The organism is uncultured Escherichia sp. (genome assembly GCF_948475835.1).
GTDB lineage: Bacteria > Pseudomonadota > Gammaproteobacteria > Enterobacterales > Enterobacteriaceae > ECMA0423.
Map to the genome: position 1 here is coordinate 1 of NZ_CAOLGM010000047.1, position 19,982 is coordinate 19,982.

At 49.3% G+C, this 19,982-nt stretch carries 24 protein-coding genes and 1 pseudogene; 17 read left to right on the forward strand and 8 right to left on the reverse strand.

What is annotated here, in order from left to right:
- From QZF50_RS11055 to QZF50_RS11120, 14 genes and pseudogenes are all read left to right on the forward strand, one after another.
- A partial coding sequence (locus QZF50_RS11055; protein WP_290388874.1) for a phage anti-RecBCD protein occupies positions 1-84 on the forward strand: 84 nt, incomplete at its 5' end.
- Positions 85-94: 10 nt separating this feature from the next.
- Complete coding sequence (locus QZF50_RS11060) at positions 95-259, forward strand: DUF2737 family protein (RefSeq protein WP_061892193.1); 165 nt, start codon at positions 95-97, stop codon at positions 257-259.
- Positions 256-864 (forward strand): hypothetical protein, encoded by a 609-nt coding sequence (locus QZF50_RS11065; RefSeq protein ID WP_061892192.1) that lies wholly within the window; start codon positions 256-258, stop codon positions 862-864. The genes QZF50_RS11060 and QZF50_RS11065 overlap by 4 nt, the downstream gene beginning before the upstream one ends.
- Entirely contained in the window at positions 861-1,271 is a 411-nt protein-coding gene (locus QZF50_RS11070; RefSeq protein WP_000738194.1) for a hypothetical protein, read from the forward strand. Before QZF50_RS11065 ends, QZF50_RS11070 begins: the two co-directional genes overlap by 4 nt.
- An 8-nt stretch (positions 1,272-1,279) precedes the next feature.
- Complete coding sequence (locus tag QZF50_RS11075) at positions 1,280-1,951, forward strand: ead/Ea22-like family protein (RefSeq protein WP_061892191.1); 672 nt, start codon at positions 1,280-1,282, stop codon at positions 1,949-1,951.
- Complete coding sequence (locus tag QZF50_RS11080; RefSeq protein ID WP_061892190.1) at positions 1,948-2,814, forward strand: ead/Ea22-like family protein; 867 nt, start codon at positions 1,948-1,950, stop codon at positions 2,812-2,814. The genes QZF50_RS11075 and QZF50_RS11080 overlap by 4 nt, the downstream gene beginning before the upstream one ends.
- 2 nt (positions 2,815-2,816) lie before the next feature.
- Positions 2,817-3,308 (forward strand): XF1762 family protein, encoded by a 492-nt coding sequence (locus QZF50_RS11085; RefSeq protein WP_001167293.1) that lies wholly within the window; start codon positions 2,817-2,819, stop codon positions 3,306-3,308.
- Position 3,309: 1 nt separating this feature from the next.
- The gene (locus QZF50_RS11090; RefSeq protein ID WP_061892189.1) at positions 3,310-3,501 is read left to right on the forward strand and encodes a hypothetical protein; all 192 of its coding nucleotides are present in this window, start codon (positions 3,310-3,312) and stop codon (positions 3,499-3,501) included.
- A 2-nt stretch (positions 3,502-3,503) separates the two neighbouring features.
- Positions 3,504-4,127: pseudogene (locus QZF50_RS11095) on the forward strand (DUF551 domain-containing protein); the annotation flags it as partial.
- Positions 4,116-4,724, forward strand: coding sequence for a DUF551 domain-containing protein (locus tag QZF50_RS11100; protein ID WP_237897973.1), 609 nt, complete (start codon positions 4,116-4,118; stop codon positions 4,722-4,724). The pseudogene QZF50_RS11095 and the gene QZF50_RS11100, both read left to right, overlap by 12 nt.
- A 183-nt stretch (positions 4,725-4,907) precedes the next feature.
- Entirely contained in the window at positions 4,908-5,075 is a 168-nt protein-coding gene (locus QZF50_RS11105) for a hypothetical protein (RefSeq protein ID WP_061892187.1), read from the forward strand.
- Between the two features lie 39 nt (positions 5,076-5,114).
- A complete protein-coding gene (locus QZF50_RS11110) occupies positions 5,115-5,333 on the forward strand; it encodes an excisionase (RefSeq protein ID WP_001303849.1) in 219 nt (72 codons plus the stop codon).
- Positions 5,311-6,381, forward strand: a complete 1,071-nt coding sequence (locus QZF50_RS11115) for a tyrosine-type recombinase/integrase (RefSeq protein WP_000533642.1) — start codon at positions 5,311-5,313, stop codon at positions 6,379-6,381. Before QZF50_RS11110 ends, QZF50_RS11115 begins: the two co-directional genes overlap by 23 nt.
- 134 nt (positions 6,382-6,515) lie before the next feature.
- Positions 6,516-7,799 carry a putative acyl-CoA thioester hydrolase gene (locus QZF50_RS11120; RefSeq protein WP_001091569.1) on the forward strand — a complete coding sequence of 428 codons (1,284 nt, stop codon included), beginning with the start codon at positions 6,516-6,518 and terminating at the stop codon, positions 7,797-7,799.
- 233 nt (positions 7,800-8,032) lie between these two features.
- Here QZF50_RS11120 and QZF50_RS11125 read toward each other — a convergent pair whose 3' ends face one another.
- From QZF50_RS11125 to QZF50_RS11135, 3 genes are all read right to left on the reverse strand, one after another.
- On the reverse strand, positions 8,033-10,294 hold the full coding sequence (locus QZF50_RS11125) for a hydratase (RefSeq protein ID WP_000593936.1): 2,262 nt from the start codon (positions 10,292-10,294) through the stop codon (positions 8,033-8,035).
- A 182-nt stretch (positions 10,295-10,476) separates the two neighbouring features.
- Positions 10,477-11,910, reverse strand: a complete 1,434-nt coding sequence (locus tag QZF50_RS11130) for an anion permease (RefSeq protein WP_001036475.1) — start codon at positions 11,908-11,910, stop codon at positions 10,477-10,479.
- Between the two features lie 75 nt (positions 11,911-11,985).
- A complete protein-coding gene (locus tag QZF50_RS11135; protein ID WP_000723652.1) occupies positions 11,986-13,038 on the reverse strand; it encodes a 4-oxalomesaconate tautomerase in 1,053 nt (350 codons plus the stop codon).
- A gap of 183 nt (positions 13,039-13,221) precedes the next feature.
- On the opposite strand from QZF50_RS11135, the gene QZF50_RS11140 reads away from it, so the two are divergent.
- Positions 13,222-14,175, forward strand: a complete 954-nt coding sequence (locus tag QZF50_RS11140; RefSeq protein WP_061892186.1) for a LysR family transcriptional regulator — start codon at positions 13,222-13,224, stop codon at positions 14,173-14,175.
- Positions 14,176-14,215: 40 nt separating this feature from the next.
- On the opposite strand, the gene pgl is transcribed toward QZF50_RS11140, so the two are convergent.
- The gene (gene pgl, locus QZF50_RS11145; RefSeq protein WP_061892185.1) at positions 14,216-15,211 is read right to left on the reverse strand and encodes a 6-phosphogluconolactonase; all 996 of its coding nucleotides are present in this window, start codon (positions 15,209-15,211) and stop codon (positions 14,216-14,218) included.
- A 154-nt stretch (positions 15,212-15,365) separates the two neighbouring features.
- Here pgl and ybhA point away from each other — a divergent pair, with 154 nt between their 5' ends.
- The gene (gene ybhA / locus QZF50_RS11150) at positions 15,366-16,184 is read left to right on the forward strand and encodes a bifunctional pyridoxal phosphate/fructose-1,6-bisphosphate phosphatase (protein WP_000213425.1); all 819 of its coding nucleotides are present in this window, start codon (positions 15,366-15,368) and stop codon (positions 16,182-16,184) included.
- Here ybhA and modC read toward each other — a convergent pair whose 3' ends face one another.
- The 4 genes from modC to acrZ all read right to left on the reverse strand — a co-directional run bounded on the left by modC (position 16,185) and on the right by acrZ (position 19,024).
- Positions 16,185-17,243: a molybdenum ABC transporter ATP-binding protein ModC gene (modC, locus tag QZF50_RS11155; RefSeq protein ID WP_000891683.1), complete on the reverse strand. Its 1,059-nt coding sequence runs from the start codon at positions 17,241-17,243 to the stop codon at positions 16,185-16,187. It lies immediately after the preceding gene.
- A 2-nt stretch (positions 17,244-17,245) separates the two neighbouring features.
- Entirely contained in the window at positions 17,246-17,935 is a 690-nt protein-coding gene (gene modB / locus QZF50_RS11160) for a molybdate ABC transporter permease subunit (protein WP_000604034.1), read from the reverse strand.
- A complete protein-coding gene (gene modA / locus QZF50_RS11165) occupies positions 17,935-18,708 on the reverse strand; it encodes a molybdate ABC transporter substrate-binding protein (protein ID WP_000101990.1) in 774 nt (257 codons plus the stop codon). The genes modB and modA overlap by 1 nt, the downstream gene beginning before the upstream one ends.
- A gap of 166 nt (positions 18,709-18,874) precedes the next feature.
- On the reverse strand, positions 18,875-19,024 hold the full coding sequence (gene acrZ, locus QZF50_RS11170) for a multidrug efflux pump accessory protein AcrZ (RefSeq protein WP_000891515.1): 150 nt from the start codon (positions 19,022-19,024) through the stop codon (positions 18,875-18,877).
- A 128-nt stretch (positions 19,025-19,152) separates the two neighbouring features.
- On the opposite strand from acrZ, the gene modE reads away from it, so the two are divergent.
- Entirely contained in the window at positions 19,153-19,941 is a 789-nt protein-coding gene (gene modE, locus QZF50_RS11175; RefSeq protein ID WP_001147439.1) for a molybdenum-dependent transcriptional regulator, read from the forward strand.
- Positions 19,942-19,982 lie beyond the last annotated feature (41 nt).

The window sequence follows — 19,982 nt, forward strand, 5'->3', positions numbered from 1 at the left end:
GCCACATATACCCACTTCCCTGAATATATCGACCTGCGCCTTCGTAATTACCGCTCACGTTATGGCGCTATCAGTAATGACTGAGGAATTTACCATGAGAGGACTTGCATACAATCCCGGCATTCTTCCGGCAGAAATGATTATTCGCCAACGCGTAAAGCCAATGCCATCGATAGAGGAATTGCTTAAGATAAATTCTTTTCCATCAGTGAATCAAAACAAATATCTGAATGCGATGTTACGGAGTGGGGAAAAATGAAACAAATGTCACTAATTGAGATGGATGGATTTCTGAAAGGTAAATGCATCCCACGAGATTTAAAGGTTAACGAAACAAACGCTGAATATCTGGTGCGTAAATTTGCTGAAGCGGAGGCCAAAATTTCAGCTCTGTCCGAAGACCAACAGAAAGCGATTGAGTCAATTAAGCAGGCTGATTCGGCTGTTAAGTTGGCACACGAGAAGTTTTCGGCGCTGGCAGCGGAGAATGCAAAGCTGAAGAAGTTCTGCAAAGACGCTGCATTCGATGCCGATTACGAAGCAGAGCTAGGTATGGAGAGAGGTGGATTCAGTGATGCGCTTAACGAAATCAAACCCCCAGTCACCGATGCTTTCCTGGCTGAAATTCGTGCGGAGGCTCGCAACGAGGGGATTAACTATACCGCAAGCCGTCTTGCTGCTGCTTTCAACCACGGATTTATCAATAAGTCTTTACGTGAAGTTTTCGACGTTACGCGCATGATTCTGTCAGCGAAAGAAGAGTTGGCTAATGAATCGCACCCGATTGATGGCCTGTCCGGTGAATATGCGGAGAAATCCCTTGAAGAATGGGCGGAACAGATTCGCAAAGGAGCTGACAAGTGAAGAAGATGATTTTTGTGGCGGCATTGCTGACCATTACCCAACAGGCGCAGGCTTCAGCAGTTATTGTGGCATCTACCGCCGCGACCACGGCTGCTGTAGCTGCTGCGAACTCTGCGAATATCGCAAACCAACAGTCACAGCGTGCTGCCAATGCATCAGCCAGTGTTCACCCAATCGCCATTAAGGCCAGCAAGAAAAATATAGGTTTCATAACATGCGGCAAACGTTCTGACGAGGCTGTAGGTTCGCTTGGATGTACGGTATATGGGGATAGTGAGAGTAGAGAAATTCCATGGAAAACGTGGCCCGGATACGTTCTCGGCTCGAAGCTTCCTGCCAGCTATGAAGTAAACGCCGTATCGTTTGATCACTATAACGGTGTGGCAACTGTCTATTTTGCATATTGAGGCTCCGCATGAAATTCTCCAAATTTTCTGAGTTGGTGAATCGTATTTTGTCCAATAACCACAGCCATCGTCGCGATATGGATGTAACGATCGTTGTTCATTCGCCTGGCAGCGTTGGTTCAACACCTTCAATTGAGGTTCAGTCAATTCACGCTGGTTTTGATTGGGATTCCGGGAAAGTGCTGATTTTCCCAGCACAGCCACTGACTACGCTAACACCAGAACAGATTACTGATATTACTGATAGTGTGCGCAAAGGTCAGTCCTGGCACGCATATCAGGAATACAAGAAGCATAAAGAGCAGTTGGAAAAATTATCGATTGAACTTGATACCGCAAAACAGCGCATTGCAGAGCTGGAGGGTAATCGCGCGGCGCTGGCGGCGGAGAATGCGGGAATAAAGTCTGCAATTCCAGAACCACGGGATATTGAGGATGACAATGACAATATGGATGACGTATCTCTCGCGGAAGACTTCGGGTTCAATCATGCAGTAGAACGGATGAGGAGACGGATTCCTGAAACTCCGGCAACAGATGCTTTCCTGGCTGAAGTACGGGCGCAGGGCGTGGAGATGGCTATGGAGCATATGCAGTCGAGCGGTTCGTTAACATTTGGAGATTGCTACATATCACTTAACGAGTTCGCCGCAGAGCTTCGCAAAGGAGGCAACCAGTGAGCAAGATTGACTATCAGGCACTGCGTGAGTTAGCAAAACAGGCAACACAGGGCGAATGGGTCGCATTTATTTCGCCGGGTACTGGTACGTATGCGGTGCATACGCCAGGTGATAAACGATGCGAAGATGTTATCAAATGGCCTGGGTTTGATGGACAGAAAAAAGCTGCTGCTAATGCTCGTTATATCGCAGCTTTCAACCCTGAAGTAGTGCAGGCGCTGCTGGATGAACGGGAAAGAAACCAGCAATACATAAAACGCCGCGATCAGGAGAACGAGGATATTGCGCTAACGGTAGGGAAGCTGCGCGTTGAGCTTGAAGGCAAAGACAAGCTGATTGCAGAGCTTAGAAAACAATGCGCTGAATGGGAGCGAAAAGCATTAAGCAACTTTGAAGAGTGTGCTGCGATGGCTGAACGTATCGAAGAGTTGCAGACAAAATCTGCACCAGATTCGTTTGGCATCATCGGTGAAAATATTCGAACACAGGATAATCGAATAACGTCAGACCCTATGTTTTGTGTGTATCAAAAGCGCGAAATCGTTGTTGATGCTGATTATGACTATGACCGGATTGTCTGGGTTGATGAAGATGGCAATGAAGCCAATAAACGCCAAAGTCGTCGTCTCGAACTACTTCACGAAAACTTTCGAGAGCCACCAGAAAAGTGGCGGCGCGTTGCTGTGAAAGATATTGATGAATTCGTTACCTGCTGTTTCACCGAACAGGGTTGTAAAGATTACCTGGCAGTCAATGGTCACAATCTTCGCTTGCCATTTATATATGTAAAAAGTGGTTTCAGGAACGCTGAATATATCGGCATAAGAAACTGGCTTGCTGGCATTCGCATCAAAGGAGAGTGAGAGTGCAGATTTCACCGGTTACTCTTCGTGTTGCGAAGGCGTTTATATCCAGACATCACCGACACAATAAACCCCCGGTGGGGCATAAATTCAGCATTGGTCTGAGAAATGATGCCGGAGAATTGATAGGTGTGGCGACAGCCGGTAGACCTGTTGCACGACATTTGGACGATGGATTAACGCTTGAAGTAAATCGCACATGTACCACAGGAGAACGCAACGCTAACAGCGCGCTTTATGGTGCTGTCTGGCGGGCAGCAAAGGCTATGGGTTATCAACGTTGTATTACGTACACCCAGGCAGATGAATCAGGAGCATCTCTCCGCGCAGCTGGTTTTGTTCGTGTGAAAGAGCTTCCTCCAAGAAAAAGCTGGGCGGAATCAAGCGTCGCCCTGCGGAGTAAACGCGATCCGGTCGGAAACGGTGGTGTTCCTCGTGTGCTCTGGGAAATCAGGAGAATGAGTACCACTGGCATTCGCATCAAAGGAGAGTGAGATGAACGGACAAATATCAATTGTTCGACCAGGAGCATGTGACGATCGCGAGATACGAATGATTATTCGTCTGGAGATGGGGAAAACAATAACTGCTCTCATTACTCCTGAAAATCTCGCATTAGCATTAACAGGAAAGTCAGACCTGCCAGTAGAGCTAAAGCTGCGAAATGTTGAGATTAAGGTGAAATAGCTATGACCACTATTACCAAAGAGCGACTGCTGACAATCAAGCAGTGGCGCGAAACATACGGACCTGGTAGCAACGTTGTACTGCCAGCAGAAGAAGCGGAAGAACTGGCACGAATTGCTCTGGCAGCGCTGGAAGTCGAGCCGATAGGTTTCCGTTGCAGGCGCAATGATAACCTTGGTGATTGGAGTTACGTATATCATCGAGAGCCAGATGATTTTGAGCGCAAACATTTAGTGATAGAGGGCATTTACGCCGCCCCTCCAGCGCCAGTAGTACCGGAAGAAAAACCAATGCCTAATCCTCTTAGCATGTACGCGGTTGATGCTGTTGCCGCTATTGCAGAGGTGAGAGGCTGGAACGCCTGCCGCGCCGCCATGCTTCAGTCCGGAAACTTTCGGGAAAACAAGAATTCGTCAACCAATAATTTTCGGGAAATCGCGGAAACGTCAACCAACTATCCGGTAATTCCTAGTGAGGTGTTGTCCGCAATCCTGAAGGTTGCCAAGATTCGTGCCGATTTCGATGATTTTGACGGTGACAGGCGAGGTATCGGTGATTGTCTGGATGAGGCTGAGCAAGAGCTTATCGTTACCATTAACAAATATGCCAGTCAGTTGGCAGCAGAACCGATAGCGACTAATGACGTTCGAGAGCAAACAGCCGTTCCGCCAGTTCCTGTAATACAGGCTGATGTCGCGCAGGCAATTGAAAAACTCAAACGGAAATTAGTGGAATGCAATCGCTATAACTACTGCGCAGATGCAGTTAAGGGCGTTGAGTATGCCTGCCACGCTGCCATGCTTCAGGGTAGCCAACCTGTAAGCCAAACTTACAAGTTTCCAGTTAATACACCTTGCCAGGATGCGCCAGCTCATATCTGGCTGCAAACAGCTGGAGTATGGCCAGAAGATGGCGAGTTAAGCGAATTAACGTGGTGCAGCCACAATCAGCACCATGATGACACGCTATATGTTCGAGCTGACTTGGTAAATGGCAATTCTCCGGTAATTCCGGATGGTTGGATAAGCTGTAGTGAGCGGATGCCAGATGATGGTCAGCACGTAATTATTTTATGTGATGGCGCATTCGTTCTTTATGCGCAATATCGAGACGGAGAGTTTTTCGATATTGTCCGCAATGGTGATGAATTTTTCGAAACACAGAGTCGCAATGTAACCGACTGGATGCCGCTGCCAGAACCGCCGGAGCAGGATGGTGAATGATGCCGCCAGTTAAAGTTGTGATTATCACTTTGGTGATGATAGTGATTGCGAGAATCATGTCTGGTGAAATTGGGTGGATATGGTAATGACCATGGCAGCAGCAGATCGCAACTAACAATCCTCGCACTCGCGGGGATTTCTTTTATCTGAACTCGCTACGGCGGTTTTTTATGGAGATGATAAATGCACTTCCGAGTCACAGGTGAATGGAATGGAGAGCCATTCGACAGAGTTATCGAAGCAGAGGACATCAATGACTGCTATGACCACTGGATGATATGGGCGCAGATAGCACATGCAGACATAACCAATATTCGAATTGAAGAACTGAAAGAACACCAAGCCGCCTGATGGCGGTTTTTTCTTGCGTGTAATTGCGGAGACTTTGCGATGTACTTGACACTTCAGGAGTGGAACGCTCGCCAGCGACGCCCAAGAAGCCTTGAAACAGTTCGTCGATGGGTGCGCGAATGCAGGATATTCCCTCCTCCGGTTAAGGATGGAAGAGAATATCTGTTCCACGAATCAGCGGTAAAGGTTGACTTAAATCGACCAGTAACAGGTAGCCTTTTGAAGAGGATCAGAAATGGGAAGAAGGCGAAGTCATGAGCGCCGGGATTTACCCCCTAACCTTTATATAAGAAACAATGGATATTACTGCTACAGGGACCCAAGGACGGGTAAAGAGTTTGGATTAGGCCGAGACAGGCGAATCGCAATCACTGAAGCTATACAGGCCAACATTGAGTTATTTTCAGGACACAAACACAAGCCTCTGACAGCGAGAATCAACAGTGATAATTCCGTTACGTTACATTCATGGCTTGATCGCTACGAAAAAATCCTGGCCAGCAGAGGAATCAAGCAGAAGACACTCATAAATTACATGAGCAAAATTAAAGCAATAAGGAGGGGTCTGCCTGATGCTCCACTTGAAGACATCACCACAAAAGAAATTGCGGCAATGCTCAATGGATACATAGACGAGGGCAAGGCGGCATCAGCCAAGTTAATCAGATCAACACTGAGCGATGCATTCCGAGAGGCAATAGCTGAAGGCCATATAACAACAAACCCGGTCGCTGCCACTCGCGCAGCAAAATCAGAGGTAAGGAGATCAAGACTTACGGCTGACGAATACCTGAAAATTTATCAAGCAGCAGAATCATCACCATGTTGGCTTAGACTTGCAATGGAACTGGCTGTTGTTACCGGGCAGCGAGTTGGTGATTTATGCGAAATGAAGTGGTCTGATATCGTAGATGGATATCTTTATGTCGAGCAAAGCAAAACAGGCGTAAAAATTGCCATCCCAACAGCATTGCATGTTGATGCTCTCGGGATATCAATGAAGGAAACACTTGATAAATGCAAAGAGATTCTTGGCGGAGAAACCATAATTGCATCTACTCGTCGCGAACCGCTTTCATCCGGCACAGTATCAAGGTATTTTATGCGCGCACGAAAAGCATCAGGTCTTTCCTTCGAAGGGGATCCGCCTACCTTTCACGAGTTGCGCAGTTTGTCTGCAAGACTCTATGAGAAGCAGATAAGCGATAAGTTTGCTCAACATCTTCTCGGGCATAAGTCGGACACCATGGCATCACAGTATCGTGATGACAGAGGCAGGGAGTGGGACAAAATTGAAATCAAATAATGATTTTATTTTGACTGATAGTGACCTGTTCGTTGCAACAAATTGATAAGCAATGCTTTTTTATAATGCCAACTTAGTATAAAAAAGCAGGCTTCAACGGATTCATTTTTCTATTTCATAGCCCGGAGCAACCTGTGAACACATTTTCAGTTTCCCGTCTGGCGCTGGCATTGGCTTTTGGCGTGACGCTGACCGCCTGTAGCTCAACCCCGCCCGATCAACGTCCTTCTGATCAAACCGCGCCTGGTACCTCTTCTCGCCCGATTCTGTCGGCAAAAGAAGCGCAGAATTTCGATGCTCAACACTATTTTGCATCCCTGACACCAGGTGCTGCAGCGTGGAATCCTTCCCCGATTACCCTGCCTGCGCAACCTGACTTTGTTGTCGGCCCAGCGGGCACTCAAGGTGTAACGCATACCACGATTCAGGCGGCGGTAGATGCGGCAATTATCAAGCGTACCAACAAGCGCCAGTATATTGCCGTGATGCCTGGTGAGTATCAGGGAACGGTATATGTCCCTGCCGCTCCGGGTGGAATTACTCTGTACGGTACAGGTGAAAAACCGATTGATGTGAAGATTGGGCTTTCCCTTGATGGTGGCATGAGCCCTGCCGACTGGCGTCACGACGTCAACCCGCGCGGCAAATATATGCCAGGTAAACCAGCGTGGTATATGTACGATAGCTGCCAGAGCAAACGCAGCGACAGTATCGGTGTTCTCTGCTCTGCGGTCTTCTGGTCACAAAACAATGGCCTGCAACTGCAAAATCTGACCATCGAAAACACGCTGGGCGATAGCGTAGATGCAGGTAACCATCCGGCGGTGGCACTGCGTACTGATGGTGACCAGGTACAGATTAACAACGTTAACATTCTCGGTCGTCAGAACACCTTCTTTGTCACCAACAGCGGTGTGCAGAACCGTCTGGAAACCAACCGTCAGCCGCGTACGCTGGTGACCAACAGCTACATTGAAGGGGATGTGGATATCGTTTCTGGTCGCGGCGCAGTGGTGTTCGATAACACCGAATTCCGCGTGGTGAACTCACGTACTCAGCAAGAAGCGTATGTGTTTGCACCGGCTACGCTGTCCAACATTTACTACGGTTTCCTCGCCGTAAACAGCCGTTTCAATGCTTTCGGTGATGGTGTGGCGCAACTGGGCCGCTCGCTGGATGTTGATGCCAATACCAACGGTCAGGTGGTGATCCGTGATAGCGCCATCAACGAAGGTTTTAACACGGCTAAACCGTGGGCCGATGCGGTGATCTCTAATCGTCCGTTTGCGGGTAATACCGGCAGCGTAGATGATAACGACGAAATACAGCGCAATCTGAATGACACTAACTACAACCGCATGTGGGAATACAATAACCGCGGCGTGGGTAGTAAAGTGGTTGCAGAGGCGAAGAAGTAAGAGCAATTAACTATTTGCCGGATGCGGCGTAAACGCCTTATCCGGCCTACGGTTCGATGCGATTTGTAGGTCGGATAAGATGCGCAAGCATCGCATCCGACAATAAGTGCCGGATGCTGCGAAAATGCCTTATCTGGCCTACAGATTCGATGCGATTCGTAGGTCGGATAAGATGCGCAAGCATCGCATCCGACAATAAGTGCCGAATGCGACCTACATTCACATGGCGCTTTTTACATCTGACGGTTTTTATTGAAGTTAATCAAACTACCCGCCTTGATAATCTCGCGCTCTTCAGCAGTCAGACTTTCCATATAGAGCGTAATTTCCGTTACCGGCGCATCTTCATGGATCACATAACCTTTAAACGTCGTACCCGGATTATCCAGCGCCGCTTTAATGCCAGGGATGTAAATGTAATCCCCCACTTCAAAGGTTGGCACTTCCGCCATCTGCAGCGGTAACATCCCCCAGTTGATGACGTTAGAACGGTAGCGTTTAGTCGCGTACTCTTCGGCAATATTCGCCAGACCGCCAATCACACGCTGGCAGCTCGCCGCCTGTTCACGCGCAGAACCATCGCCTGGTTTCACCGCATATACCATGCTGCCAATTTCAGTTTGCAGCGGATCAATATGCTCCTGACCAGCAATCTGCTTAATGCGCGCAAACACCTCTGTCAGCTCGCTGACATTCCCCGCCAGACGCTGATTTTCCAGCTCAGCAGTCGCTTTACTTCTGCCAACATAACCGGGATCGCGGCGTGACAGGGTAAACTCCGCCAGACCAATCGGATTTGAACGATAAGAAGAGGTTTCACCGGAAGGAATCAGTTCGTCGGTGGTGGTCACTTCGTCGAGGATCTTCGAGCACACTTTCAGGACGATATTGTCAGTCAGCGCACCCAATTCCGGCCAGTCTTTAATGTTCGGTCCGTAAATCAGCGGTTGCTGAGTTGCCCCTTTCACAAAGCCCTGATAAACACGGTTTTTATACGGCGTTACATCGAAGGCGTACTCCGGCACGTTGTCCCAGCAATCAAGTTCGCTGGCAGAGGTTAAATAGCCACCGTTTGCCGCAGTCGCAGCGATAGAACGAGCGTCCATCAACGCCACCGCTGACATCTGCCCATTAGCTGGCTTAGAGCCTTCGCGGTTCGGGAAGTTACGCGTGGTGTGGCGAATACTCAAACCGTTGTTGATTGGCGTATCGCCCGCGCCAAAGCATGGGCCGCAGAACGCGGTTCTGATGATTGCCCCTGCGCCAATCAAATCTGCTACCACACCTTTTTTGGCGAGATCCATAAACACCGGCTGTGATGACGGGTAAACTGCCAGCGAGAAGGTGTCATTGCCACAGGATTGACCGCGCAGTGCATTCGCCGCCGCGATGACGTTTTCGTAGTTACCGCCAGAACAGCCCGCGATAATCCCCTGCTGCACTTTCAGGCGACCATTTTCCACTTTATCCAGCAGCGAGAGTTTGGCTTTACCGTGCGCCACGCGTTCGGACTCAATTTCAATCTCACGCAGAATGTCGGTCAGGTTCTGGTTCAGTGTGTCGATTTCATACACGTTGCTCGGGTGGAACGGCAGCGCAATCATTGGTTTGATGGCGCTTAAATCAACGCTGATGCAGCCATCGTAGTACGCCATCGGTTGAGGGTTAAGCTGGCAGTAATCCTGGCCGCGACCGTGCAGCGCCAGCCAGTTATGCACTTCTTCATCAGTTTGCCAGACGGAGCTTAAACAGGTGGTTTCCGTGGTCATCACGTCAACGCTGTTACGGAAATCGGTAGAGAGCGCGCTAACGCCCGGTCCAACGAACTCCATGACTTTGTTTTTGACGTAACCGTTTTTGAACACCGCGCCAATGATAGCCAGCGCCACATCCTGTGGCCCCACATACGGCGCAGGTTTTCCGGTCAGATGCACCGCAACCACGCCCGGATAGTCGATATCCCAGGTGTCATTAAGCAGCTGTTTTACCAACTCACCGCCACCCTCACCGACTGCCATTGTCCCTAATGCACCGTAACGGGTGTGGCTGTCTGACCCGAGGATCATTTTGCCGCCGCCTGCCATCATCTCACGCATATATTGATGGATGACCGCAATGTGCGGAGGCACAAAAATACCGCCATAACGCTGGGCCGCCGATAAACCAAAAACATGGTCATCACCGTTAATGGTGCCGCCGACGGCGCAGAGTGAGTTATGGCAGTTGGTCAGCACATACGGCAGCGGGAAACGTTCCATTCCGGACGCTTTAGCGGTCTGTACAATACCAACAAAGGTAATATCGTGAGAGGCTAATGAATCAAACTTAATTTTAAGTTTATCCATATTTCCGGACGTATTATGAGAAGAGAGAATAGACCAGGCAATAGTGCCTTTTTTGGCTTCTTCTTTTTTAATTTCGCCGGTGAAATGTTCTTCGGCAATTATTTCGTTATTACTGGCGAGAAACACGCCTTTTTCAGATAACTTGATCATCAAATGCTCCAGATATCTGCGCACCGTGAAGTGCGCAGAAAGATAATAAATGGATATACTCTAAATAATTCGAGTTGCAGGAAGGCGACAAGTGAGTGAATCCCCAGGAGCTTACATAAGTAAGTGACTGGGGTGAGCGAACGCAAACGCAGCACATGCAACTTGAAGTATGACGAGTATATTTACAGCATGTTCCAGCCGATCAGCATATTCCACCACCACACGCCGAGGGTGATATGCACCAGGAAGGTTAATATCGTCAGTACCGCACCGACCAACCACCAGGATTTAATATCGTTGTAACCCACGCCAAAGATGACCGGACCTGCCGCGCCGCCATAGTGAGTAACCATGCCGCCATAGGAGTTGGAGAACAACAGTGCCAGCGCGGTTAACATTAACGGTGCGCCGGAGACGTTCGCCAGCATGGCAAATACCGGTAACATAGCAACGATATAGGCACTACCGGAAGCGAAGAAATAACGCACGATAATGCTGAGGAAAATAATAACGAAGAAAGCAACGTTACCGTGACCATCAAATGCCAGGTTATTTTTAAAGACTTCAGCTAACCATTCGAAGAATTTAACTTTCGATAATAAGGAGCTTAATCCGATAATACCGCCGTACCAGATTAAGGTATTCCAGCCGCCTTTATTTTTAACCACGTCTTCCCAGGTAACGATACCCAGCAGCAGCATGGTCGCCATAACAACGATTGCCACGGTGGATTCATCAACCCCCAGAGACTTACTGAAAATCCAGCCCAGCAGCGCCAGCACAAAGACACCGAGCAGCATTTTTTCGCGGATTTTCATCGGTCCCAGTTCGGCAAGGCCCGCTTTAGCGATGGTTTTATTATCCACCTTCTTAATTTCTGGCGGATACATGGTATAAATCACCAGTGGGGTGACCAGCAGCATAATGATGCCCGGCAATCCGGCGGCCAGTGCCCATCCACCCCAGCTAATTTGCAGGTGCAGAATGTCGTTGATCATTTTCAGCGCCAGAATGTTCCCCGCCATTGCGGTAAAGAACATATAGCTGGTGGTTTTGGTGACCATGTAAATGGACATCATCAGGTAATGTCCGACACGACGCGGACTTTTTTCCGGTTCGGACCCCAAAGCCACCGCCACGCTGTTGATGATCGGTAACACAATGCCGCCCGCACGCGCGGTGTTAGACGGTGTTGCCGGAGCCAGTACCAGATCGAGGAATACCGTAACGTAACCCAGACCCAGCGTGGTGTTACCGATTTTACCAATCAGCAGATAGGCAATACGTTTACCTAAACCGGTGGTCACAAATGCGGCGCTTAAGGTAAACGCCGAGAACACCAGCCAGGTAGTACCTGAAGAGTAACCGCTTAATACGGCGGTGGTCTTAAACGCACCGTCGGATAAGTTACCGACCACCACCATGGAGGCAGCAACGGCAATTAACAGTACGACAGGTTCCGGGAAAGGCTTGATAACCAGCCCCACAATGGCCGCCAGGTAAATACCAAAAAGCACCCACGCCAGTTCGCTTAATCCTGCCGGAGCTGGCATAAAACCAATAATACATGGGATCGCTAATATCAGAATTAGCTTCCATAACGATTTCTTATTCATTTAAAATCCTGTTCTTTCTGTATGACTCATACAGAAGTCCTTTATTGATTGTCCTTATCCTGACAACGAATTTTTTCAGGGAAGATAAACTTCACCGGAAAATATTTTTCTGGTCGTCCGAATAACAGATGCGCGTAACGTCGTGGCATCCTGACCTTCATTACTTAAATGAACGTCGAGCGCACCACTGGGGTGTTCAATATTGATATTGCCGTATCCTACAGAAGGGACGATTTGTCGGGTGACGGTGCCTTCCAATGCACAACTACTGGAAATAGCAATAGCACCGGTTATCGCCAGCGCGCGATGGCAAGAATGCGGCATAAAATAACGCACATTAATTGCCCCGCCTTTCTGCGCTGGAGAAATAAGCACAGGTTTAGGGATAACCATATTACTGACATCACCTAAGCCCATTGCTTTACCCGCTTGTAGACGGATAGATTCAATGCGGGCTAATAATGCTTTGTCGGCATCCAGTTCCGCCGGTAATTCATAACCTGTTTTTCCCAGATATTCAGCCGGAATAATGACGACTGGCATCGCCATATCGATACAGGTCACCGGGACATCGTCAAAATAATCAATCTGATTATCAGTCGGGAAAACTTTTCCGGTTTTGGTTCCAGCGGCATTCAGGAAAGTGAGCGCAACCGGTGCGGCAGTACCCGGTACGCCGTCAATTCTGGCACTACCCTCGTACTCGACAACACCATTTGGCGTTTGCACATCAGCTTCGATGAACGTACCAGTATTGACGTTGCGGATACGTACGCGGGTAACTGGTGAAGTCGCTGCAATCAAACCATTTTCAATGGCGAATGCCCCAACACCAGACAGCATATTGCCACAATTAGGCGTGGTATCGACACGTTGCTCATGGACAATAACTTGAGCAAACAGATAATCGACATCAGCACGCGGATCGCTGGAACGGCTAATAATGGCGACTTTACTGGTCAGCGGATTACCGCCGCCAATACCGTCAATTTCCAGATCGTTACCGGAACCCATAATTGCCATCAATATTTTATCGCGCTGCGTTTGATCTTCGGGTAAATGTTCCGCTAACAAGAACGCGCCCCTCGAGGTTCCACCTCGCATCATCACGCAGGGTATTTTTTTCATAATAATGCCCTCAATTTAAAAACATAACTTATTGCGATATGGTTACATTAAGGGCAAAGCATCTCTAATGACTTTAGCTCAACGATTAATAACATTTTTTCATTAATTTAAGTTGGCTAAATGCAGTTAAAATTTTTAACGGCCAGCCACCCAAAATCGTCGCTTCCATTTTCCGGAGTAATAATGAAGCATGAATTATCAAGTATGAAGGCATTTGTCATACTGGCAGAGTCCAGTTCATTTAACAATGCCGCTAAATTACTCAATATTACGCAACCTGCATTAACGCGAAGAATAAAAAAGATGGAGGAAGATTTACATATTCAACTATTTGAGCGTACAACTCGCAAGGTTACGTCAACAAAAGCAGGAAAAAGGTTGCTCCCGGAGGCGCGGGAATTAATAAAGAAATTCGATGAAACGCTTTTTAATATTCGTGATATGAATGCTTATCATCGTGGTATGGTGACGTTAGCGTGTATTCCGACCGCAGTATTTTATTTTTTACCGCTGGCAATCGGTAAATTTAATGAGCTGTATCCCAATATTAAAGTGCGGATTCTGGAACAAGGCACGAATAATTGCATGGAATCGGTGCTGTGTAACGAATCAGACTTTGGCATAAACATGAACAACGTCACAAATTCATCCATTGATTTTACCCCACTGGTCAACGAGCCATTCGTGCTGGCCTGTCGGCGTGACCATCCATTGGCCAAAAAGCAGCTTGTAGAATGGCAGGAGTTAGTGGGTTACAAAATGATTGGCGTACGTTCCTCCAGCGGCAACCGATTGTTGATAGAACAACAGCTAGCCGACAAGCCCTGGAAGCTGGACTGGTTTTACGAAGTGCGTCATCTTTCGACGTCATTAGGACTAGTGGAGGCAGGACTGGGGATTTCGGCGCTTCCTGGTCTGGCAATGCCCCATGCGCCCTATTCTTCGATTATTGGTATCCCACTGGTGGAACCCGTTATACGTCGGACATTGGGGATTATTCGCCGCAAAGATGCCGTGCTTTCTCCGGCAGCAGAACGCTTTTTTGCCTTGCTGATTAATTTGTGGACTGACGATAAAGACAATTTGTGGACCAATATCGTCGAACGCCAGAGACATGCGTTACAGGAGATAGGTTAATACACCGGCGCAGGAGAGACTGCGCCGGTTAAATCAGCGGTTAGTGTGCGTTAACCACCACCCACATTGGTCCCTGCCCGACCGCATAACGGCCTTTTTCATGCAGTAGTCCCTGCTCGCCAACAATTTCGTATACCGAGATGTGGTGAGATTTTTGCCCGGCGGCAATCAGATACTTGCCGCTGTGATCAACATTGAAGCCGCGCGGCTGGGTTTCCGTTGGCTGGAAGCCTTCTTTACTCAACACGCTGCCATCTTCCGAAACGCTGAAAACGGTAATCAGGCTGGCGGTACGGTCGCAGGCGTATAAATGGCGACCATCCGGGGTGATATGAATATCAGCCGCCCAACGGGTGTCGGAGAAGTTTTCCGGCATCATATCCAGTGTCTGGACACATTCGATATTACCGTGCGGATCTTTCAGTTCCCAGACATCCACTGAGCTGTTTAACTCATTGACGCAATACGCATATTGTTCGTTTGGATGGAATACCATATGACGCGGGCCGGCCCCTTCAACGGTGGTCACTTCCGCAGGGTCCTGCGCCACGAGATGACCATCATCGCTGACCGTAAACAGGCAAATGCGATCCTGCTTTAATGCCGGAACCCACAGCGTACGGTTGTCCGGTGAGATATTGGCGGAATGGCAACCGTCCAGCCCCTCGACCACATCGACGACGCCCACTGGCAGGCCATCTTCCAGACGCGTTACGCTCACGTTACCCGCATTGTAAGAACCTACAAAGACAAACTGCCCCTGGTGATCGGTGGAAATATGCGTCGGACTACCCGGCAGCGCAGACTCTGCGGCAAAGGTCAGTGCGCCATCGTCCGGGGCAATACGATACGCCAGGACGAGAAACTCAGGGCGAACACCAACATAGAGATAACGTTTGTCCGGGCTGACCACCATCGGCTGCACCTGCCCCGGCACATCGACAACCTGTGTCAGCGTCAGTGCGCCTTCATGATTCAGGTTCCAGACGTGAATTTGCTGGCTCTCAGGGCTGGCGATATAAACTGTTTGCTTCATGAATGCTCCTTTGCATTTAGCAACTGACTGTAACAGCTAAAATTAGTCGCTTTTGGCGGTGAATGCTGAATTAAAACGCAGAATTTTGTCCGATAGTGGTATCGGTGTACCATTCGCGCAGACGAAAATTCTTAACCTTAATCTGGAATACGCCATGACCACACGCGTGATTGCTCTCGACTTAGACGGCACCTTATTGACCCCGAAAAAGACCCTGCTTCCTTCATCGATAGAAGCCCTGGCCCGCGCTCGCGAAGCAGGCTATCAATTAATCATCGTCACAGGTCGCCATCACGTCGCTATTCATCCTTTTTATCAGGCGCTGGCGCTGGATACACCTGCTATTTGCTGTAATGGCACCTATTTGTATGATTATCATGCAAAAACCGTGCTGGAAGCGGACCCAATGCCCGTTAATAAAGCCCTGCAACTCATTGAGATGCTGAATGAACACCACATTCACGGTCTGATGTATGTCGATGATGCAATGGTCTATGAGCACCCGACCGGGCATGTCATTCGCACGTCTAACTGGGCGCAAACCCTGCCGCCGGAACAGCGTCCGACTTTCACACAAGTCGCTTCTCTGGCTGAAACGGCGCAACAAGTTAACGCCGTATGGAAGTTCGCCCTGACGCACGATGACCTGCCGCAATTGCAGCATTTTGGTAAGCATGTCGAACATGAACTGGGACTGGAGTGTGAATGGTCCTGGCACGATCAGGTTGATATTGCACGCGGCGGCAACAGCAAAGGTAAACGTTTGACGAAATGGGTTGAGGCGCAAGGTTGGTCGATGGAAAACGTCGTGGCATTCGGCGATAACTTTAATGATATCAGTATGCTGGAAGCCGCTGGTACAGGCGTGGCGATGGGCAACGCCGATGACGCGGTAAAAGCGCGCGCCAACATTGTGATTGGTGATAACACCACCGACAGCATTGCCCAGTTCATTTATAGCCACCTGATTTAATCAGGCGGTTATCGACACACTTTTAATTTGCGCGTACAGCCACAGGCCAGGTTTGATCGCCAGTTCATCCCTGGCCCACGGGCTGATACGCGCCCACAGCGTTTTACCGCCGACTTCCAGCTCCACTTCCACCTGGCCGTTGTCGTCATAACTATTAACAACTTTTGCCCGCAATACGTTACGAATGCTGGTTTGCTGCGGCGGTTGTAAAACCAGAGAAACATCGGAAGCCTGAATGCGGATACGTAGCGCAGCTTGCAGCGGTTCGTCCAGCTTATTGACCCACAAATGCTGATCGCCCAGCGCCAGCGCAGTCATCGCGTAATGCGGATGATGCTCAAGTACCGTCACTTTCAGAATGCTACTTTGTTGCTCTTTCGGCAGCCACGGATTCATCACGCTACTACCCCAGACTTCTTCCAGCGCGCCAAAGGCTTTCACCTGACCGTTTTCCAGTACCATCACTCTGTCTGCCAGATGGAGGATCTCATCCAGCGAATGGCTGACATACAACATCGGAATGTTGATTTCCCGCGTCAGACGTTGCAGATAAGGCAACAGTTCGCGTTTACGCGGAATATCCAGTGACGCCAGCGGTTCATCCAGCAACAGCAATTCCGGAGCCGTCAGCAAAGCCCGACCAATCGCCACGCGCTGTTTTTCGCCTCCGGACAGGCTGCCCGGTAAACGGTCAAGCAACGGTTCAATGCCTAAAAGCGCCACCAGCTTATCGAACTGATCGACCATGCTTTTCGCCATGCCGTAGCGCAAATTGCCACGCACTTTGTAATGCGGGAACAGCCGTGCATCCTGAAAAACATAGCCAACGCGACGTTTTTCTGGCGTCAGGCAGATACCTTTTTCGGCATCATTTAGTACCCGACCATTGAGGACAATCCTCCCTTTTTGCGGGCGCGTCAGTCCACTGATGGCGTTAATCAGCGAAGTTTTTCCGGCACCGGAGACGCCAAAGATAGCAGTGATGCCATTGGCGGGCAGCGTTTCATTAATAGTCAGGCAATGGTTGCCCAAGGTCTGGGAAAAATTCAGTTCCAGCATGATTAGCGCCCCGCCCGTTCACGGCTGATTCTGGCCAGCCATTCTGAAATCAACAGGGAGATCATCGCCAGCGCAATAGAAATAATGCACAGTCTCGCTGCGCCACTTTCCCCGCCGGGGGTCTGAATCAGGGTATACATGGCAGAAGGAATGGTTCGCGTTTCACCAGGAATGTTCGACACAAAGGTGATGGTTGCGCCAAATTCACCGAGAGAACGAGCAAAAGCCAGTACCGTACCAACAATAATTCCCGGTAAGGTCAGCGGTAACGTGATAGTAAAGAAAACGCGCCAGCGCCCGGCCCCCAGTGTTCTTGCGGCCTGTTCCAGTTTGACATCAACCCCTTCCAGCGCCAGACGAATTGCCCGCACCATTAGCGGAAACGACATGACGGCGGCAGCGAGAACCGCGCCGCGCCAGCTAAAGGCGAAGGTAATACCAAACCAGTCATACAGACGTTCACCGATAAATCCGCGCCGTCCCATCGAAACTAATAATAAGTAACCGACGACCACGGGCGGTAACACCAGCGGTAGATGCAGTACGCTGTCGAGCAAAGCTTTGCCCGGAAACGTGCAACGCACCAGTAACCAGGCAAAAAAGATCCCAAACGGCAGGCTAAACAGCACAGCCAGGGAAGAAACTTTCAGGCTTAATAAAACTGCCTGCCATTCTGGATCGGTCAGTATCATTACTTGGTTGTAAATCCGTAACGTTTAAAGATTTCCGCAGCCTGCGGTCCCTTCAGATAATCATAAAATGCTTTCACTGTCGCATTGTTATGCCCTTCCACAACAGCAACCGGATATTCCACTTTTTTATGTGAATCTTCCGGGAAGGTGGCAACCACTTTTACCCCTTTGCTGGCAACTGCGTCAGAACCGTAAACAATGCCCAACGGCGCTTCATTGCGTTCGACCAACGCCAGCGCGCCACGAACATCTTCCGCCGGAGCCAGTTTCGGGGAGAGCGTATCCCATGCGCCCAGTTTTTGCAGTGCTTCTTTTGCATAAATGCCAGCAGGGACATGTTCCGGATCGCCAACCGCGAGGCGACCGCCATTCAGCAGCGAAGTCCAGTTAGTTTTGCTGTCGATGATGAAATCTTTCTGCTCGCTGGCTTTCGGTGCTACAACGACCAGGCTATTGCCGAGCAGTGTCTGACGCGTAGCTGTATCGATCGCTTTTTTATCAACTGCATAATCCATCCATTTCTGATCGGCAGAAATAAACAGATCCGCAGGCGCACCCGCTTCAATCTGACGGGCGAGAGTAGATGACGAAGCGAAAGAAGAAACCACATCCACGCCTTTCTCTTTTTTATACTGCGTAGCAATGTCCTGCATTGCGTTAGTCAGTGATGCGGCGGCGAACACCGTGATTTTCCCTTCATCTGCCAGTGCATTGCCAGCAACAGCGAAAGAGAGTGCCGCCCCGGCAAACAAGTTCAACCATTTACGAGCCATTGGTAACCCCTTAATGTAACGTTATGTAGGCGACAATATAACGACTAACTCGGAATTTTCCCAGCAGTTATTACTAACCTTTGTGAGGTAGATAAGAAAAAATATCGGCAGGAAAAGCAGGAAGTTGAGAAAAAGAAAATGCCCGACTAAGCGGGCATTCAGGGAATCAATGATTTTGTCCGGGCTGGTCTTTTTTACCAACACCAGAAAAGATGTTGAATACTTCACCAAGACCGTAAATCAGACCCAGGATGATGGCCATCACGACAGGTACCATGATTACGGCGAATACCAGACTTTTTAATAACTCTAACATGGTCAACTCCAGATATAGTCATGAGACTATTCTAACCGCTAAGCACAGAAAAGCACTCCCCTTTTGTGCGGTCAGCTTTGCGTGGCGTTCGTTTTCCGTCACAATAAGACTTTTGCCAGGACATTGTTATGCAGGCCGAAATCCTTCTCACCCTTAAGCTCCAACAAAAATTATTCGCCGACCCGCGCCGCATTTCGCTACTAAAACACATTGCGCTTTCCGGTTCCATTAGCCAGGGAGCGAAAGATGCCGGTATCAGCTATAAAAGCGCCTGGGATGCCATTAACGAGATGAATCAGTTAAGTGAGCATATTCTGGTCGAGCGCGCAACAGGCGGTAAAGGTGGCGGCGGCGCAGTACTGACCCGCTATGGTCAGCGACTGATTCAGCTCTATGACTTACTGGCGCAAATCCAGCAAAAAGCCTTTGATGTGTTAAGTGACGATGACGCCCTGCCGCTGAACAGCCTGCTGGCCGCGATCTCACGTTTTTCACTGCAAACCAGCGCCCGTAACCAGTGGTTCGGCACCATCACCGCCCGCGATCATGATGACGTTCAACAGCATGTTGATGTCTTACTGGCTGACGGAAAAACACGCCTGAAAGTCGCAATTACCGCACAAAGCGGCGCACGTCTGGGGCTGGATGAAGGCAAAGAAGTGTTGATATTGCTAAAAGCGCCGTGGGTAGGCATTACTCAGGACGAAGCGGTCGCACAAAACGCCGACAACCAATTACCGGGTATTATTAGTCATATTGAGCGCGGCGCAGAGCAGTGCGAAGTATTAATGGCGCTACCCGACGGGCAAACACTGTGCGCCACAGTGCCGGTTAATGAAGCGACTTCTCTTCAGCAAGGACAGAATGTCACGGCCTACTTTAATGCCGACAGCGTGATTATCGCCACGCTATGCTAAGCGTGTTGACAATTTGTTATGAAACACGTATCCCTATCAGT

Coding starts and splice junctions, on each gene's coding strand:
- QZF50_RS11140 (WP_061892186.1), top strand. CDS start 13,222: ATGAAGCATGAATTATCAAGTATGAAGGCATTTGTCATACTGGCAGAG.
- modA (WP_000101990.1), bottom strand. CDS start 18,708: ATGGCTCGTAAATGGTTGAACTTGTTTGCCGGGGCGGCACTCTCTTTC.
- modB (WP_000604034.1), bottom strand. CDS start 17,935: ATGATACTGACCGATCCAGAATGGCAGGCAGTTTTATTAAGCCTGAAA.
- QZF50_RS11075 (WP_061892191.1), top strand. CDS start 1,280: ATGAAATTCTCCAAATTTTCTGAGTTGGTGAATCGTATTTTGTCCAAT.
- QZF50_RS11115 (WP_000533642.1), top strand. CDS start 5,311: ATGGGAAGAAGGCGAAGTCATGAGCGCCGGGATTTACCCCCTAACCTT.
- QZF50_RS11130 (WP_001036475.1), bottom strand. CDS start 11,910: ATGAATAAGAAATCGTTATGGAAGCTAATTCTGATATTAGCGATCCCA.
- QZF50_RS11125 (WP_000593936.1), bottom strand. CDS start 10,294: ATGATCAAGTTATCTGAAAAAGGCGTGTTTCTCGCCAGTAATAACGAA.
- QZF50_RS11090 (WP_061892189.1), top strand. CDS start 3,310: ATGAACGGACAAATATCAATTGTTCGACCAGGAGCATGTGACGATCGC.
- pgl (WP_061892185.1), bottom strand. CDS start 15,211: ATGAAGCAAACAGTTTATATCGCCAGCCCTGAGAGCCAGCAAATTCAC.
- modE (WP_001147439.1), top strand. CDS start 19,153: ATGCAGGCCGAAATCCTTCTCACCCTTAAGCTCCAACAAAAATTATTC.
- QZF50_RS11060 (WP_061892193.1), top strand. CDS start 95: ATGAGAGGACTTGCATACAATCCCGGCATTCTTCCGGCAGAAATGATT.
- QZF50_RS11105 (WP_061892187.1), top strand. CDS start 4,908: ATGCACTTCCGAGTCACAGGTGAATGGAATGGAGAGCCATTCGACAGA.
- acrZ (WP_000891515.1), bottom strand. CDS start 19,024: ATGTTAGAGTTATTAAAAAGTCTGGTATTCGCCGTAATCATGGTACCT.
- QZF50_RS11110 (WP_001303849.1), top strand. CDS start 5,115: ATGTACTTGACACTTCAGGAGTGGAACGCTCGCCAGCGACGCCCAAGA.
- ybhA (WP_000213425.1), top strand. CDS start 15,366: ATGACCACACGCGTGATTGCTCTCGACTTAGACGGCACCTTATTGACC.
- QZF50_RS11135 (WP_000723652.1), bottom strand. CDS start 13,038: ATGAAAAAAATACCCTGCGTGATGATGCGAGGTGGAACCTCGAGGGGC.
- QZF50_RS11065 (WP_061892192.1), top strand. CDS start 256: ATGAAACAAATGTCACTAATTGAGATGGATGGATTTCTGAAAGGTAAA.
- modC (WP_000891683.1), bottom strand. CDS start 17,243: ATGCTGGAACTGAATTTTTCCCAGACCTTGGGCAACCATTGCCTGACT.